The organism is Kitasatospora sp. NPDC101447, assembly GCF_044767225.1.
In the GTDB taxonomy this organism is placed as follows: Bacteria; Actinomycetota; Actinomycetes; order Streptomycetales; family Streptomycetaceae; genus Kitasatospora.
In genome coordinates, this window is the sequence record NZ_JBIWNL010000034.1 from 1 (window position 1) to 14840 (window position 14840).

At 76.2% G+C, this 14840-nt stretch carries 13 protein-coding genes; 7 read left to right on the forward strand and 6 right to left on the reverse strand.

Translation table 11 applies throughout. The features are described from left to right. Positions 1 to 53: 53 nt before the first annotated feature. Positions 54 to 2771, reverse strand: coding sequence for a DUF6493 family protein (locus ACIRST_RS33020; RefSeq protein WP_402806934.1), 2718 nt, complete (start codon positions 2769 to 2771; stop codon positions 54 to 56). Beyond that, a complete protein-coding gene (locus ACIRST_RS33025; RefSeq protein ID WP_402806937.1) occupies positions 2768 to 4195 on the reverse strand; it encodes an SWIM zinc finger family protein in 1428 nt (475 codons plus the stop codon). The genes ACIRST_RS33020 and ACIRST_RS33025 overlap by 4 nt, the downstream gene beginning before the upstream one ends. Positions 4196 to 4331: 136 nt before the next feature. On the opposite strand from ACIRST_RS33025, the gene ACIRST_RS33030 reads away from it, so the two are divergent. Then, the gene (locus ACIRST_RS33030) at positions 4332 to 5240 is read left to right on the forward strand and encodes an acyl-CoA thioesterase (protein ID WP_402806939.1); all 909 of its coding nucleotides are present in this window, start codon (positions 4332 to 4334) and stop codon (positions 5238 to 5240) included. A gap of 136 nt (positions 5241 to 5376) precedes the next feature. Further along, on the forward strand, positions 5377 to 6027 hold the full coding sequence (locus ACIRST_RS33035; protein ID WP_350525531.1) for a TetR/AcrR family transcriptional regulator: 651 nt from the start codon (positions 5377 to 5379) through the stop codon (positions 6025 to 6027). 130 nt (positions 6028 to 6157) lie between these two features. Here ACIRST_RS33035 and ACIRST_RS33040 read toward each other — a convergent pair whose 3' ends face one another. Continuing rightward, complete coding sequence (locus ACIRST_RS33040; protein ID WP_402806941.1) at positions 6158 to 7405, reverse strand: sulfite oxidase; 1248 nt, start codon at positions 7403 to 7405, stop codon at positions 6158 to 6160. 346 nt (positions 7406 to 7751) lie between these two features. Here ACIRST_RS33040 and ACIRST_RS33045 point away from each other — a divergent pair, with 346 nt between their 5' ends. The 4 genes from ACIRST_RS33045 to ACIRST_RS33060 all read left to right on the forward strand — a co-directional run bounded on the left by ACIRST_RS33045 (position 7752) and on the right by ACIRST_RS33060 (position 9848). Beyond that, the gene (locus ACIRST_RS33045) at positions 7752 to 8534 is read left to right on the forward strand and encodes an alpha/beta fold hydrolase (RefSeq protein WP_402806944.1); all 783 of its coding nucleotides are present in this window, start codon (positions 7752 to 7754) and stop codon (positions 8532 to 8534) included. Positions 8535 to 8645: 111 nt separating this feature from the next. Further along, positions 8646 to 9017 (forward strand): MerR family transcriptional regulator, encoded by a 372-nt coding sequence (locus tag ACIRST_RS33050; protein ID WP_402806947.1) that lies wholly within the window; start codon positions 8646 to 8648, stop codon positions 9015 to 9017. 238 nt (positions 9018 to 9255) lie between these two features. Beyond that, on the forward strand, positions 9256 to 9441 hold the full coding sequence (locus ACIRST_RS33055; RefSeq protein WP_350525527.1) for a hypothetical protein: 186 nt from the start codon (positions 9256 to 9258) through the stop codon (positions 9439 to 9441). 161 nt (positions 9442 to 9602) lie between these two features. Further along, a complete protein-coding gene (locus tag ACIRST_RS33060; RefSeq protein WP_402806950.1) occupies positions 9603 to 9848 on the forward strand; it encodes a hypothetical protein in 246 nt (81 codons plus the stop codon). A 197-nt stretch (positions 9849 to 10045) separates the two neighbouring features. Here the strand turns inward: ACIRST_RS33060 and ACIRST_RS33065 are convergent, their stop codons facing one another. Beyond that, a complete protein-coding gene (locus ACIRST_RS33065) occupies positions 10046 to 11881 on the reverse strand; it encodes a DUF2398 family protein (RefSeq protein WP_402806952.1) in 1836 nt (611 codons plus the stop codon). A 307-nt stretch (positions 11882 to 12188) separates the two neighbouring features. On the opposite strand from ACIRST_RS33065, the gene ACIRST_RS33070 reads away from it, so the two are divergent. Then, a complete protein-coding gene (locus tag ACIRST_RS33070; RefSeq protein ID WP_402806955.1) occupies positions 12189 to 12956 on the forward strand; it encodes a lysoplasmalogenase in 768 nt (255 codons plus the stop codon). Between the two features lie 150 nt (positions 12957 to 13106). On the opposite strand, the gene ACIRST_RS33075 is transcribed toward ACIRST_RS33070, so the two are convergent. Continuing rightward, a complete protein-coding gene (locus ACIRST_RS33075; protein WP_402806958.1) occupies positions 13107 to 13712 on the reverse strand; it encodes a hypothetical protein in 606 nt (201 codons plus the stop codon). A 190-nt stretch (positions 13713 to 13902) separates the two neighbouring features. Next, on the reverse strand, positions 13903 to 14706 hold the full coding sequence (locus tag ACIRST_RS33080) for an exodeoxyribonuclease III (RefSeq protein WP_350525522.1): 804 nt from the start codon (positions 14704 to 14706) through the stop codon (positions 13903 to 13905). Between the last annotated feature and the right edge of the window lie 134 nt (positions 14707 to 14840).

Below are 14840 nucleotides of genomic sequence, written 5' to 3' on the forward strand. Positions count from 1 at the left end.
TCTGTTTGCTGTCGGCTGTCGGCTGCCGGCCGTGAGCCGCCCCCACCCCCACCTCACCCCGCGAGGACGTCCCGCAGTGCCCGGGCCTCCTTGACCAACCGGCTCGACCCGGCGCGCTCCGCCAGCGCCGTCACCTCGGCCAGCGGCCCGCGGGCCCCGGTGCGCCGGGCGCAGTCGGCGGCCAGCGCGACCAGGTCGCCCAGCCCCCGCAGGGACGGTTCGGCCCCGCCCAGCAGACCCGGCAGGGCCGGACCGAGCACCGACCACACCGTCGCCCGGGCACCGGTCTCCGCCGCCAGGGTGAGCGCCGCGCCCAGCCGGGTGGCCAGGACCGTACCGCAGGCCACCAGCCCACCCAGCTCCCGCCCGAGCAGGTCGCCGTCGAGCTCCCCGCGCGCGGCGAGCACCAGGAGCGCGTCCACCGCCGCCGTCCGGTCCTCGGCGTACCGGGCGCCCAGGCCGTACGCCAGTGCGAGGTGCAGCGCCGGCCCGGCCGGGCCGCCCGACTCGGCGAGCAGCGGCAGGTAGCGGCCGGTGCCGCGCTCGTCCCGGTCGGCGCCCGCGGCGAAGGGGTCGAGCCAGCGCGCGGCCAGCTCCTCCCGGTGCCAGGGCAGCATCGCGAACCAGTGCGCCAGGGGCCGCCGGCTCCAGTCGTACACCTTGCGGGCGCGGGCGACGCTGGGCTCGGTGGCCTCCAACAGGGCCCGCAGCTCGGGCCGGAGGCGCTCGCCGTCCGGCCCTGCGGGCCCGGTGCCGATGCCCGGCTGGGCGACGGCGGTCCGCTGGACGTCCTCCCACCAGCGGTCCCCGTACACGTTGGCCCGCCGCACACCCCGGCCGGGGGCGAACACGACCCGCTCGGACGGCTGTCCGGGCAGGCCACCGGTGCGCAGCCAGTGCGCCAGCCGGCGTCCGGCCGGGGAGGTGAGCGCGTCCGCCGCCCTCACCACCGCCCCGTCCGTGCGCACACCGACCCGCAGCAGGGCGGCGGACAGGTCGACCTGCCCCGGCGCGACGCCCGCCGCCTCGTACCCGGCGAGCCGTTCGACCAGTACGGCGGCGTCCAGCGCGCCGGTGGCGTCCGTCGGGGTGGCCAGCAGGTACGGCGGCCGGGTGGCGGTCACCTGCCAGGCCGCCTCCTCCAGCCGGGCGGCGATGACGGTGCCGTGGACGGTGACGTGCGCGCCGCGCAGCGGGGAGCCGCCCCGTCCGCGCAGGGCGTCCCAGAGCCGGTGCGGCGGCGTCTCGCCCGCCACCGCGGCCACCACGAACAGGACGTCCCGGGGCTCGCAGTCCCCCCACTGGTCGGTGCCGCTCCACGGGTGCGCGCGCCGGACCGGTTCCAGGGCCTCGATCAGCGCGGCCCGGTCGAGGTGGGACTGCCGGACGAGCCCGTCCAGCACCCGTTCGAAGGCCGCGACGCCGGGCTCCCGGGACGCGAGCAGGGCGGACAGCTCCTCCGCGAGCTCGGCCGCCGAGGCGAGCGGCGCGCCCAGCGGGCTCGGCACGGGGACGGGCGGGAGGACTTCGGTCCACCCGGTGTCCGGGGCGTCGTCCTCGCCGCTTCCGACCGGTGCGCCGAACAGTTCGCCCGCCCGGCGGTGGTGGACCGGGTTCAGGGCCTCGGCCGCGGACCGCAGCTCCGGCAGCACCTCCCCGCCCGCCGCCCCGAGGTGACGGGCCACCACGTTCAGCGCCCGCTCCTGGATGCCCGGGTCCGCGTGGCCGAACGCCCGGGCCGCCGCGAGCACCACCGGCCCGGAGCGCTCGGGGGCCCGCCGGGCGGCCCGCTCCAGCCGGCCGAGCTGGGCCCGCACCAGCTTCTTCTCCGTCCGGAACAGCACCACCTCCGAGGCCTCGTGGAGCACCTCGGGCTCGATCAGCCCGGCCTCGTCCAGCTCCGCGAGGACCTCCTGGGCGTGCCCGGCGATCACCGACGGCCCGTCCAGCAGGGCCACCACGTCCCGCACCCGGGCCGCGTACTCCCCCGGTGTCGGGGCGAGCGCCCGCAGCACGTCCAGGAAGGCCCGCTGGTCTGCCGGTTTGCCCCCGCGCAGCAGCCGGGCCACGCAGCGGTCGAGCACCGCCGCCCGGTCCAGCAGCCCGGCCGCGGCCAGCTCGCCGAGCGCCTCCGTCCAGACGTCGCCGGGGCGCGGGCTCAGCCGGGACATCAGCGGGTGGCCGACGTCGGCGAGTTCGAACAGCTCGGGGAGCAGCACCGGGGCGAAGGGGTCCGTGCGTGCCTTGTCGGCCAGGGTCGGACGGGGGCCGCCGGTTTCGAGGGTGCGGTTCAGCCAGGCCCGGACGAAGGCCTCGCCGCGCGGCACCGCGCAGCCGGTGCGCCGGACCACCGCCTCGATGAGCGGGTACATCGACCAGCCCCACCGGTGCGCCGGCCGGGCGGCCAGCCGGGTGACGACCTCGACCTGCCACTCCTGGGGCTGGGCCTCGACGACCGCGTTCAGCACGGGGTCGCGGGCCCAGTCGCGGACGCCGAGGTCGGCGGCGCCCAGCCAGACGGCGGCGCCGGCCGGGCCGGCGTGGCAGGCGGCCCCGGCCACCAGCAGTCGACCCTTGGTCTCGGCCGCGTCCTGCGACCAGTCCTGGCGCAGCTCCTTGCGCAGTTCCTTGAGCCCGGGCAGGCAGGCCCGCCGTTGCGCGGCGTCCAGCCCGGCCAGCAGCTCCGGTATCCGCGCCGACCGCCCGGACCGCACGGTGGTGAGCAGTTCCTCGACCGGGCCCGGCCGCCCGGTGTCCGTGGTCGTCCTCACGCTCCGGCCCCCTGCGTCTCCGCGGCCTGCGCCCCCGCCGGCTGCGCCACCTGCGACGCCCGCACCATCCCGACCGCGAGCGCGTGCTTGCACGGCCCGCGCCCGCCGCGGTACTTGCCCCACCACAGGCAGGTGCAGCCGGTCCGCCCCGCCTCGTCCGTCCGGACCCGCTGGATGTGGTCGTCGACCGTGACCACGGCCGTCGCGCCGCCCTCCTCCAGTCGCACCGCTCCCGCCTCGACCAGCGCCCGGGCCGCCCGCAGCCGCGGGTTGGCGGCCTCGGCGTGCCCGGCCTCGTAGGGGAGCTGACGGTGGAAGTACGCGGCTTCGGCGGTGTCGTACCCGATCTGCCCGCCGGTGCCGAGCCTGGTGAGCGCCGCGCGCACCCGCTCGGGGCTCAGACCGGACTGCTCGGCGAGGTCCCCGACCTCGATCCGCGGCTCCCAGGCGAGCAGGACCGACACCAGCTCGGCGTCCCGCTCGGCCGTACCGGTGGCGAGCGCGTCCAGCACCCCGCCCTCGCCGGAGAAGCCCCGCGAGGCGTCGGGCGACAGCGTCAGGGTGAGCCGCATGCCGGGCAGCACCACCTCCCAGGCGGAGGCGGTCGGCTCCCCGGTGGCCACCGGCGCGTACACCCGCAGGGCGAGCGCGTGCCGCAGCACCCTCCCCCCGCCTCCGGCCGGCGCCCCCAGCAGTGCCGCCAGCCGCTCGGGCCCGGGCAGGCAGACCGCGCCGGGCACCGGCCGGGTGGTCGGCCGCAGCGACCGCCCGGCCGGGACGACCCAGCCGACGCCGCCGCGCCCACCGCGCGGCAGCGAGCGCAGGAACCGCACCGCCTCGGCAGCGGGCAGTTCGGCGCGCAGCTCGAACCCGGCTGCGACGACCTGGGTCTCGGCGAAGCCGCGCAGCCACCGCTCCGGCAGCGGCACCTTCTTCTCGACCAGCGGGCCGTCGAAACTCGTGACCTCCAGCGCGTCCGGCCCGACCGCGAGGTGCAGCGGGTCGGCGGGGCCGATCCTGGTCAGCGCCTCGCGCAGCGGGTTGTTGACGTCCACGTTGGTGGTGCCGTGCCCGATCTCGCCGCCGTCGAGCCCGGCCTGCAGCACGTCGAGCCGGGCGTAGACGCCGCAGCAGCCGGAGAAGGACTCGAAGCGCAGCCGGTCCCCGTTGGCCGTCACCACCGGGTCGAGCGAGGCCCGCAGCTGCGGCTGGTGGTAGCGCGCGGCGGCGACGTCCGCGACCGCGAGCAGCGCCGCGGCGGCCGGCGCCGGATCGGCCAGGAAGCCCGCGAAGAAGCGCGGGTTGGCGGTGGCGCCGAGCGGGGTGGCGCCGCCGGAGGTGGCCAGGTCGAGGCGCCGGCCGTCGGCGCCGTCCAGGACGGCCGACGGACGCAGATAGGCGTACGCGTGTGCGGATTGCGTCATGGCGAACACGCTAGGTGAGGGGTCTGACAGTCCGGCGGGGCACGGCCGGACTGGAACGTGTTCTACACCGCCTTCGGGGTCGGCCGAGTTATCCAGGTCACACCACGGCACGGTTGGCTTCTGCCACTATGACCTCGTGACCGACCTGACCGCACCGCCCGCCCCGGCCGCCCCGGACACCCGACCGACCTCCCCGTTCGCCGAGCTGCTGGAGCTGGAGCAGCTGGACGAGAACACGTTCCGGGGCTACTGCCACGCCGGTGCCCCGATGCGCGCCTTCGGCGGCCACGTCGCCGCACAGGCGATCGTCGCCGCCGGGCGCACCTGCGAGGACCGCCGCCCGGTGCACTCGCTGCACGGCTACTTCCTGCTGCCGGGCACCCCGACCCGCCCGATCGACTACGTGGTCGAGCGGGTGCGCGAGGGCGTCTCGTACACCACCCGCCGGGTGACGGCGGTGCAGAAGCGGAACGAGATCTTCTCGCTCACCGTCTCCCTCAAGCACCCCGAGCCGGGCGCCGACCGCCACCGCGAGATGCCGCCGCTGCCCGGCCCCGAGTCGCTGCCGGACGCCGTCGCCAACGCGCCCGAGGAGGTCCGCCGGACGGTCGCCCTCACCGGCGGCTTCCGCGACCTCGACGTCCGCTTCGTCCCGCCGGGCGCTCCCGGGGTGCCGCCGTCCGTCCCCGGGCTGCTCCAGCACTTCGTCTGGATGCGCACCGCCTCCCGGCTGCCGGACGGCGACCCGCTGCTGCACGCCGGCGCGCTGGCCTACCTGTCGGACCTCACCCTGGCCTCGACCGCCGGGCTGGACGAGCAGCCGAACTTCTTCCAGCGCACCGAGCCGCCGACACTGCTGATGGCCTCCCTGGACCACGCGATGTGGTTCCACCGCCCGTTCCGGGCCGACGAGTGGCTGCTGTTCGCCCAGCGCAGCCCGTCCTCCTCGGACGGCCGCGGACTGGCCATCGGCGAGTTCTACGACCGGGACGGCCGACTGGTCGCCTCGGCCGTCCAGGAAGCGCTGATCCGCCGGCAGGACTAGGGCCCCAACGCCGCCCCGCAGGCGAGGGTTTGAAGACGGGCCCCGGCCCTGCCGCACCCGGGTGACCCCTGGGCGAACGGAAGGGGGCCGGTCGGCGTCATACTCCTGAGCGGCCCCGGCCCGTATCATGGTGCGGGTGACCAAGGTTGACCTGTCACCACGGCCGGTGGAGGCGATGTCTCCGCGTCAGCTCGAACGCCGCGAAAGCCTGATCGCGGCCGCGCTCGCCCTGGTGAACGAGATCGGCGTCGAGCGGCTGCAGATGAAGCAGGTCTGCGAGCGGTCCGGAGTCGCCCTGGGGACGGCGTACCGCTACTTCTCGTCCAAGGACCACCTCCTGGCGGCGGCGATCGCCGAGTGGCACCGCCTGCTGCTGGCCGACCTGGTGGCCGAGCTGCGCGGGCCACGGGCCGGGCTGGGGGACACCGACCGGGCGGTCCGGTTCGTCCGGGGCGGGATGCGGGCCTACCAGCGGCAGCCCGAACTCGCCCGGCTACGGGTGGCCGTCGCCGCCTCCACCGATCCGTTCGCCAGCGAGGCGCTGCAGGGCATGGCCCGGGCCGACAGCACCGCTCTACAGGCGGTGACGGCCGACGTGCCGGCCGCGTCCAGCGACCTGGTGCGGCACATCGTCGCCCATGCCTGGCAGGGCGAGCTGACCGCCTGGGTGACCGGCCGCACCACCCTCGGGGACGCCCGGCGGCGGCTGGAGGACGTGGTGCGGCTGGTGCTGACCCCGTACGAGACGCAGTACCCGGCCCCGTACGAGGTCCAGTCCACCGGCTGATTCCCGCCCGGCCCTGGCCGGACCGCCGACCGACCCTCAGGCGGGTCGGGTCGGCGCTCCGAGCCCGGGAGCGGGCACGGGCACGGGCACGGGCACGGGCGCGGCCGGACCGGGCAGCCGAAGCGCGCGGTCAGACCACCGTCACGGGGTGGGCCACCACCGCGCCGAACAGGTAGCCCTCCCGGTTGAGGACCGCCCGCTCGGGCTGGCCGTTGCCCCGGCGGTCCGTCGCGCGGGCGCGCAGCTCGTACCGGCCGGGCCGCCCGGGGCGCCAGTCGAAGCTCCAGCGCGTCCAGTCGTCGGCACGCGACCCGCCGTGCAGCACGGCGCGCCGCCAGGTCCGGCCGCCGTCGGTGCTCACCTCGACCCGGCGCACCGCCGCCGTGCCGGACCACGAGCGCCCGTGCAAGCGGTGGACGCGACCGGCCTCCAGCACCGCGCCCCGGGCCAGTTCGAACGCGCTCCGGACCACCTGCGCGGTGAGCGGCGCGCCGCCGCCCGGCGGGTGGTCGGGGCCGAACATCCGGTAGAAGTCGGTGTTCCACGGCGAGTGGAGCGGGTGGTCGGCGACCTCGATGCTGCCGACCCACTTGATCGAGGCGATGCCCACCCAGCCGGGCACCACCAGCCGCAGCGGCGCACCGTGGTCGGGGGTCAGCGGCTCGTCGTTCATCTCGTACGCGAGCAGCGCGTCCTCCAGCGCCTTGGCGATCGGCAGCGGGCGGCGCACCGGGCCGTGGTCGACGCCGTCGACGACGTAGTGCGCGTCCAGGCCCGTCGGCAGCACGTCGACCGCCTCGCCGGTCAGTCCGGCCGCCCGCAGCACCTCGGCCAGCCGGACGCCCCGCCAGAGCGCCGAGCCGATCGCACCGAGCGTCCACGGGGTGCCCGGAGCGCGTCGGCCCTGCTGGCGGCGGAAGTAGTCACGGCCGTTCCCGGCGCACTCGATCACCGCACTGATCCGGGTCGCGGGCAGCGCCCGCAGCGCCGCCAGGTCGAACTCCACGGGCCGTTCGGCCGTCGGGGCGCCGCGCAGACCGCTGCCGAACAGCCGCAGCCGCCAGGTGTCGGCGTCGATCAGCGGGGTGCCGGTGTGGTTGCGGACGAAGAACCGCTCCACCGGCACGTGCCGGCCGACGGTCGGCCGGCCCTCGGCGTCGCGCAGCGCCTCCCAGCGCATCTCGGCGTTGGTGCCGTGCGGGACGAACCACTCGGCGGGCAGCGGCTTGACGATCCCCGACCTGGCGTCACCGGGCGTCGCATCACCGGACGTGGCATCACCGGGCGTGGCACTGCCCGACACGGCATCACCGGGCGTGGCATCAAAGGACGGAACGCTGCCGGACGTGGCACCGCCGGACGCGGCGTTTCCGGACATGGGGCCTGGCACCTCCTCGGCGACCACCCGGCCCGGGGCAACACCGGCGCGGCCGACGCGGGCACGGTGGGCGCCCCGGCGGCGGAGAGCGTTCGTACGGTGCCCGAACCGCGCTCCGTGCTCCCAGCGTAGGCGTTCCTGCGCGGTACGTAACCACGGCGGGGGCGGCCGGCCCGCTTCCGGCGCGCCCCCGCGTCCGGCGCGCCTCCCGGCGTACCGCGCGCCCCCGGGCGTACGGCGCGGTCCCCCGGCGCCGGTCCGGTGCCCGCGCTTGACCTTCCCACCGGTGTGAACACCTACCGTCCTCGCTGTCGAAGGAATCCACCGCCCACCAAGGAGCGCCGTCATGCCGTCCACCCCCGCCCCGCTCGCCCGGATCGTCCAGGGCTCCGGCCCCGGCCTGCTGCTCGCGCACGGCGCCGGCGGCAGCGCCCGCGACAACTGGGGCCCGCTGCTGCCCGACCTGGCCGTCCACCGCACCGTCGTCGCCCCCGACTACCCCGGCTCCGGCGACAGCCCGTTCGAACCCGGCGGCCCCACCCTGGACGACTTGGCCGAGCGGCTGGTCGCGACCGCCGACGCGGAGGGCCTGGACACCTTCGACCTGGCGGGCTACTCGCTCGGCGCCGCCGTCGCCGTCCGGATCGCCACCCGCCACCCCGAGCGGGTCCGTTCGCTGCTGCTGCTCGCCGGCGTGGCCGGCGGCTCGGCCCGGATGCGGCTGCTCTCCGAGCTGATCGTCGACCTCGGCGAGCGGCCCGACGACCTCGCCCGCCTGGTGCTCACCGTCGTGCTCGGCGGGACCTGGGTGGACGCCCTGCCCGCCGAACAGCTCGCCGGGCTGCTGGAGGCACTCAAGTCCCCACTGTCGGACGGCTTCCGCCAGCAGTTCCGGCTCGCCGCCGAGGCCGACGTGCGGGCGGAGCTGGGCGCGATCGCCATGCCGACCCTGGTCGTCGGCACCGCCGAGGACATGCTCGTCCCCCCGTCCCAGCACCGTCTGCTGGCCGAGGGCATCCCCGGCGCGCGCTACGTCCGCCTCTCCAGCGGGCACCTGCCGGTGGTCGAGGCGCTGCCCGAACTGCGCGGCGTGGTAATGGAGTTCGTCAAGGGCCTGGACGAGGGCTGACCGAGCGGGCCGGGCCGCGAGAGCCGGGCCGCGAGAGCCGGTCCGCGAGAGCCCGTCCGCGAGGGCCGGGCGGGCGGGAACACCCCGACCGACCGCGACGTTCGCCCGATCATGCGCATCGGAGAACTCGCCAGCCTGACCGGGGTGTCGACCCGGCTGCTCCGCTACTACGAGGAGCAGGGCCTGCTCCGGCCCGCCCGCACGACGGCCGGCTACCGCGAGTACGGCGAGGAGGACACCGTACGGGTGTGGCAGATCCGCAGCCTGCTGGCGGCCGGACTGACCACCCGGGTCATCGGGGAACTGCTGCCCTGCGCCACCGGCCCGGTCCCGGTCCTGGAGGCCTGTCCGGACCTGCTCGCCACGCTGCGCGGCGAGCTCGCCGAACTCGACGCCCGGATCGACGACTTCACCGGCAACCGCGTCGCCCTCTCCCACTACATCGCCACCGCGCACGGCCCTGACGCGGAACACGCAGCCTGACGGGACACCCCTCCGCCGTCCCGGCCGGCCTCCGGGAAGTCGCCACCCGGGTCACCGCCCGGGTCGGCGCCCGAGTCACCGCCCGGGTCGCCGTCGGCGATCGATCGACACGGCGCTGACCAGCGCGTACGCCCCGCTCGGGAGGGGTGGGGCGTACGCGGCCAACCGACGCCCAACCCCCGTCCGGACTTCACCCGCGCGTACCGACCGTTCACGCCGCAATGGCAACCTCCGGGTCATGAACGCCAGCCCTCAGGCGCCCTACCAGGAACCGCGCTTCCCGCTCCCGCAGCGGCACCGTCGTCTGCTCGCCTGCACCGCCGTCCTCGCCTCCATCGCCCTCGGCACCCTGGGCGTCGGCGCCACCGTGGAAACCGTCGAACACGGCTCCCTCGTCAGCGCCACCGCCACCGCCGGCAAGTAATCGCACCCCGGCTCCCAGCACCGCCGCCCGCAGTCCGGGCGCGGTGCTTCCGTCTTCCTGGCCCCCGTCCTCCCGGCCCCGTGACGGAGCCGCCGTCCACGGCAGCCGTCCGCCGGCACCGTGCCATGCTGGGCCGAAACGTTCCGGTCGGGGGAGGACAGATGGTCGAGGACGGACTCCGGGGCAGTGGCAGCCCGACGGATGCCGGGCGAGCGCCGCGCTCAGGCTTCGACGTGGCCCGGCGGGGCTACGACCGGGCCCAGGTCGACGAGTACTTCGCACTGCCGGCGCAGCGGCGCCCCGACCGCCCGCAGTTCGACCTGGTCCGCCGCGGCTACGACCGGCGCCAGGTCGACGAAGCCATCACGCTCGCTCGCGCAGCCGGCCCCCATCCGCCCACCCCGTAGCCAGGCCCCATAGCCGGGCCCCGTAACCGGGCCACGTAGCCGGGCCCCGTAACCGGGCCACGTAGCCGGGCCCCGGAACCGGACGGAAGCCTCGGTCGCACCGGGCCGGCACCCACCGACCCCTGCTCGGCACCGTGCCGACCGCTACCGCCCTGCCCGTGCCGGCCGCCGGACGGATGAAGGGCGCCGGGCGGGCGCTACGCGCGCTGCCCGGCGCGGGGCCCCGGGGGCGACGGGATGAACGGGGCCGGGCGGGAGTGGCGGCCGGTGCCGGGGGTGGGCTGGAGGTCCGGGGCGGGGGCGAAGCGGGCGGCGTGGGGGCGCAGGTGCCAGGTCGGCGGGCGCTTGGGCTGGGGGGTCGGGGTGATCAGGCCGAGCCGGTGGAGGAGGTCCAGGGCGTCGCGACGCAGGGCGGTGCGGTCGGAGAGGTAGCGGGCCGGGAGGCCGTACTCGTCGGTGATGTCGCCGAGGACGCCGTCTATCAGCGCGTCGGCGATCGGCACGTCGCCCTCGCTGGTCTCCGCGGGCAGCGGGCGGACCTCCTCGACCAGGCGCTCGACCAGCAGCAGGGTGGCCTGGGCGAGGGTGCCGGCGCCGGGGAGGGCGAGGTCGGTGAGTTCGGCGGCCGGGTCGAGCAGGGCGACGCCCTCGGCGCGCAGTTCGGTCTCCAGGCCGAGGAAGTCGGCGAGCGCGGCGGGACCGCTGAGCCGGTGCTCGTGCAGCCAGGTGCGGCAGTCCTCGGGGAGGTCGGCGGCGAGGACGGCGGGCGTCTCGGCGAGGAGGCGGCGGACGGCGGTGGCGGGTTCGGCCTCGGCGGCGCGGCGGACGAGGTCGGCGGCGTCGGCGGCCAGGGCGGGCGGGCCGACCGGGACGGCGCGCGCGAGTTCGCGGTCCACGGTCAGGACGAAGGTGTCGGCGGAGGGGTCGGCAGGGGCATCGGCGGCGGGGGCGGTCGGCAGCTCGCCGAGCACCTGCCATCCGGCCAGCGCGGCCAGCGCCATGTCGAGGTCGGCCGGGTCGGCGGTCAGCCCGGGGGCGGCGGCCCGCATCGCGTCGAGCAGCCTCCGGTACTCCAGCTGCTCGGGGGCGTCGACCAACAGGGCCAGGGCGAGCGTGAGTTGGGCGTAGCCGCCGGGGGTGAACGGCGCGCCGGTGACGGGGTGTTCGAGGCGGCGGGCGGCGCCGAGGCCGAGGCCGGCCTTGCACAGCCGGGCGTGCCAGGGGCCGACGTCGAGGCGGTAACCGAGCAGCGTGTCGAAGCGTTCGGCCAGCCAGTCGCGGTGACGGCGGATCAGCGGGAAGCCGTCGGCGTGCGGACCGGAGGCGGTGACCAGCGGGTGCGCCAGCAACAGCCGGGCGGCGATCCGGCGTTCGGCGGCGGGGAGCTCCTCGCCGGAACGATCCTGCGCGACCACGGGCGGAGGCGGGCCCGCACTCGCGGCTTCCTCCGGCATCAGCGGGATGCGCTCGGGCTTGCGGTGCCTGCCGGGCCTGCCCGGCTTGGCGCCTGACCGGACGACGGGCAGCTCGGCGGAGTCGCGCCGGGCGCGGCGCAGTCCGCCGTCGGCGCGGCCCTCACGGGAGCGCGCGGACGCGAAGCCGTGGGCGGTGGGTCCGTGCCACCAGCTGACGTCGGGGTCGGCGGGCTCGGCCGGCGCGCCGAGGTGGCGGGCGGGGTAGAGACCGAAGGAGGCGGTGCAGAGGTCGTCGGCGGCGGCGGGGGTCGCGGCCGCGAACCAGTGGGCCAGCCGCAGCAGCCCCGGGTCGGGCGAGAGGGCGACATCCCGGGCAGCACCGTGGGCGCCACCGGCGGCCTGTGCGTCGTCGGCACCGTCCGCGGCGCCGGTCCCGGGTTCCACATCAGCGGTGTCGGCGGCGCCGGCGGCATCGAGGGCGTCGGCCGCATCGGCCCGCGCGGCTTCGCGTACGGCGAGGACGGCGGCGGCGGTCCCCCGACCTGCCCCGCCCGTACGTCCGTTCGGCCGACCGGCCGCCACCCGGGTGGCACCGACCGCGTACTCCTGCTGATCCATGTCGGAGTCCAGAGTAGACGGTGCCCGGGTCACCCGGTGGCAGCAACCGCCCTCCTGAGGAAGTCTCCGCAAGAGCCCTGGAATCGGCCGCTGCCCCTCCGCTCCGCGGCCCACCGCTCCCCGGCCGCGCCGTCACCCGCCCGACGCCGCCCGGGTTACGCACCGGTAACCTACCCTTCCGGCCCCCGTTCGGCTCCCTTAGGGTCGGTACGGACCCGCCACCACCGGTACGGATCCGCCACCGCCCGAGCCCCGGAGGCCACGCCGGCATGAGCGAGCCCCGCAAGCGATTCACCAAGAGGTGCACATGAGCATTCGTACGACCACCCGTGCCGTCCTCGGTGCACGCCTGCGGTCGGCCGGCGGCCTGCTGGGCGGATTCGCAGCCACCTCGGCGGCGCACCTCGGCTCGATCCTGTCCGGCGCGTCGGTGCTGCAGAACGCCACCAAGCCGGCGCTGATGCCGCTGCTGGCGGCCCACAGCGTGGCGGCGGCCAGGACCGCCGAGCGGGAGGCGCCGAAGCTGCTGGCACCGGCGCTGCTGCTGAGCGCGGGCGGAGACGTGCTGCTCCAGCTGAAGAACGACCCCGCGTTCCTGGCCGGCATGGGCTCCTTCGCCGCCGCACACGTCTGCTACGTGACGATGTTCGTCCAGCGCGGGGCACTCACCGACCGCCGGCGCGCCCTCGTCGTCGCGGCCGCGTACGCGACGGCCTGGGTGGCGCTGGTCGGTCAGCTCTGGCCGGACCTCGGGGACCTGCGGGTCCCGGTGGCCGGCTACAGCCTGCTGCTGACCTCGACGGCCGTCACCTCGGCCGGACTGGGCTGGCGGACCGGACTGGGCGGGGCGCTGTTCCTGCTCTCCGACACGCTGATCGCCACCAAGCTGGCGAAGTGGCGGGAGCTGCCGGGGCATCAGTTCTGGATCATGGCCACCTATGTGCTGGCCCAGTACCTGCTGGCCAGCGGCCTGCTCGCGCACGAGGAGGGACGCGCCCAGGAGGACGGCACCACCGAATGGAGCGGACTCGCCCGGCGGACCGGAGTCGCGCCGCTGGAGCCCCGGACCGTCTGAGCCGTTCGACCCGCCCGAACTGCGACCCGTCCGAACTACGGACCCGGCGGACCCGGCGGACCTGCCGACCCGGCGGACCGCCCGACACCGCACCGCACCGCCGGTCCCGTCAGGGTCCGGCGGTGCGGCACAGGGGTATCGGGGACGCCATCAGGCACCGCGCCTCCGGAGCAGCCAGAAGCCGCCGACGCCTCCCGCGACCAGGGCGAGGCCACCGGCCAGCTCCGCCGGGTTCTCCGCGACCGAGCCGCCGAGGCCGGTCTGCACGGCGCCGTGCGGGGCGACCTGCTGGCTGCCGGCGCCGGACTGCCCGAGCGAGCCGGCCCACTCCCCCGCCGCCTTGCCCCAGTCGCCGAGACTCTTGTCGGGGGTGGCGGGGGTGGCGGGGGTGACGGAGGTGACCGTGGCGACGGTCACCGTGGTCGAGAAGGCGCCGCCGTCCGGGCAGGTGCCGTCGACCTTGCTGTCCCCGGACTGCTGGGAGGCCAACCGGGCGGAACCGGTGTGCTTGCCGTCCTGGCCGAGGGTGAGGGTCGCCGGGCCGCCCTCGAAGGCGGCGGAGTGGGCGGTGATGGTCTTGGCGTCGGGCTTGTCCGACTTCTCGCAGGAGACCGTGACCGTCACGGTCTGGCCCGGTGCGGCCTGGGACGGGCTGACCGAGGCCGAGCCGTCCCTGGCGGAAGCGAGGGGGGCCGTCAGGCCGGTCAGCGCCGTCGCGCCGATCAGGGCGGCGGCGGCCGTACGCATGGGGCGCATGCCGGAACCTCCGGGATTCTCGGGCGCAGCCGGGGACTCCCATGTCCACGTGGTCGATCAACCGCACCCGGTCATTCACCGACGGTAGGCACCCGCCCCGCACTCAGCCAGCGCTCAGGACCGTTCGGGTTACCGCGCCGCTACCGGAGGTCACCGGCGGGCGGCCCGGCAGCCCCCGGCGATCGGGTGTTCACAGGTCGAGGTCCACCACGACCGGCGCGTGGTCCGAGGTGCCCTTGCCCTTGCGGGCCTCGCGGTCGACGTAGCTGTCGGTGACGGCGTCGGCGAAGGCCTTGTTGGCGTACGTGAGGTCGATCCGCATGCCCCGGTTCTTGGGGAAGGCCAGCTGGCGGTAGTCCCAGTAGGTGTACGGACGGTCGTACTTCAGCGGGCGCGGCACGACGTCGTGCAGGCCGATCTCGCCGAGGGCCTCCAGGGCGGCGCGCTCGACCGGGGTGACGTGGGTGAGGCCCTCGAAGGCGGCGACGTCGAAGACGTCCTCGTCGGACGGGGCGATGTTGAAGTCCCCGAGGACGGCGAACGGACGGGCGCCGGCGGCGTCCTCGACGGAGGCCTTGCGCAGCGCCTCCAGCCACTCCAGCTTGTAGTGGTAGTGCGCGTGGCCGACCTCGCGGCCGTTGGGCACGTAGACCGACCAGACCCGGACCGGGCCGCAGGTGGCGGCGATGGCGCGCGGCTCGACGTCGGGCAGCAGGGCGCCGTCGGCGAGGTAGCCGGGCTGGCCGGGGAGGTCGCGCACGACGTCCTCCAGGCCGAGCCGGGAGACGATGGCGACGCCGTTCCAGCGGCCGGTGCCGTGCGCGGCCGTCTCGTAGCCGAGCTCGCGGACCTCGTCGTACGGGAAGGCGTCGGCCGCGCACTTGAGCTCCTGGAGGCAGAGCACGTCGGGCTTGGCGCTCTCCAGCCACTCCAGGAGCTTGGGCAGCCGCGCGGTGACGGAGTTGATGTTCCAGGTGGCGATGCGGACGGTCACGGCGGGCGGCCTTCCCGGTGGTTCGGTACGGACGGGGTGCTGACGAGGTGCTGGCGGGGTGCTGACGGGGCGGGCCGACCCTCGTGAGGGAGGCCCACCCCGAACATACCGTCCGGCACTGACAATCCGGACGG

Excerpts from the sequence above, each read along its gene's own strand:
- ACIRST_RS33040 (WP_402806941.1), bottom strand. The coding sequence starts at position 7,405 with ATGTCCGGAAACGCCGCGTCCGGCGGTGCCACGTCCGGCAGCGTTCCG.
- ACIRST_RS33065 (WP_402806952.1), bottom strand. The coding sequence starts at position 11,881 with ATGGATCAGCAGGAGTACGCGGTCGGTGCCACCCGGGTGGCGGCCGGT.
- ACIRST_RS33025 (WP_402806937.1), bottom strand. The coding sequence starts at position 4,195 with ATGACGCAATCCGCACACGCGTACGCCTATCTGCGTCCGTCGGCCGTC.
- ACIRST_RS33055 (WP_350525527.1), top strand. The coding sequence starts at position 9,256 with ATGAACGCCAGCCCTCAGGCGCCCTACCAGGAACCGCGCTTCCCGCTC.
- ACIRST_RS33070 (WP_402806955.1), top strand. The coding sequence starts at position 12,189 with ATGAGCATTCGTACGACCACCCGTGCCGTCCTCGGTGCACGCCTGCGG.
- ACIRST_RS33050 (WP_402806947.1), top strand. The coding sequence starts at position 8,646 with ATGCGCATCGGAGAACTCGCCAGCCTGACCGGGGTGTCGACCCGGCTG.
- ACIRST_RS33045 (WP_402806944.1), top strand. The coding sequence starts at position 7,752 with ATGCCGTCCACCCCCGCCCCGCTCGCCCGGATCGTCCAGGGCTCCGGC.
- ACIRST_RS33060 (WP_402806950.1), top strand. The coding sequence starts at position 9,603 with ATGGTCGAGGACGGACTCCGGGGCAGTGGCAGCCCGACGGATGCCGGG.
- ACIRST_RS33075 (WP_402806958.1), bottom strand. The coding sequence starts at position 13,712 with ATGCGCCCCATGCGTACGGCCGCCGCCGCCCTGATCGGCGCGACGGCG.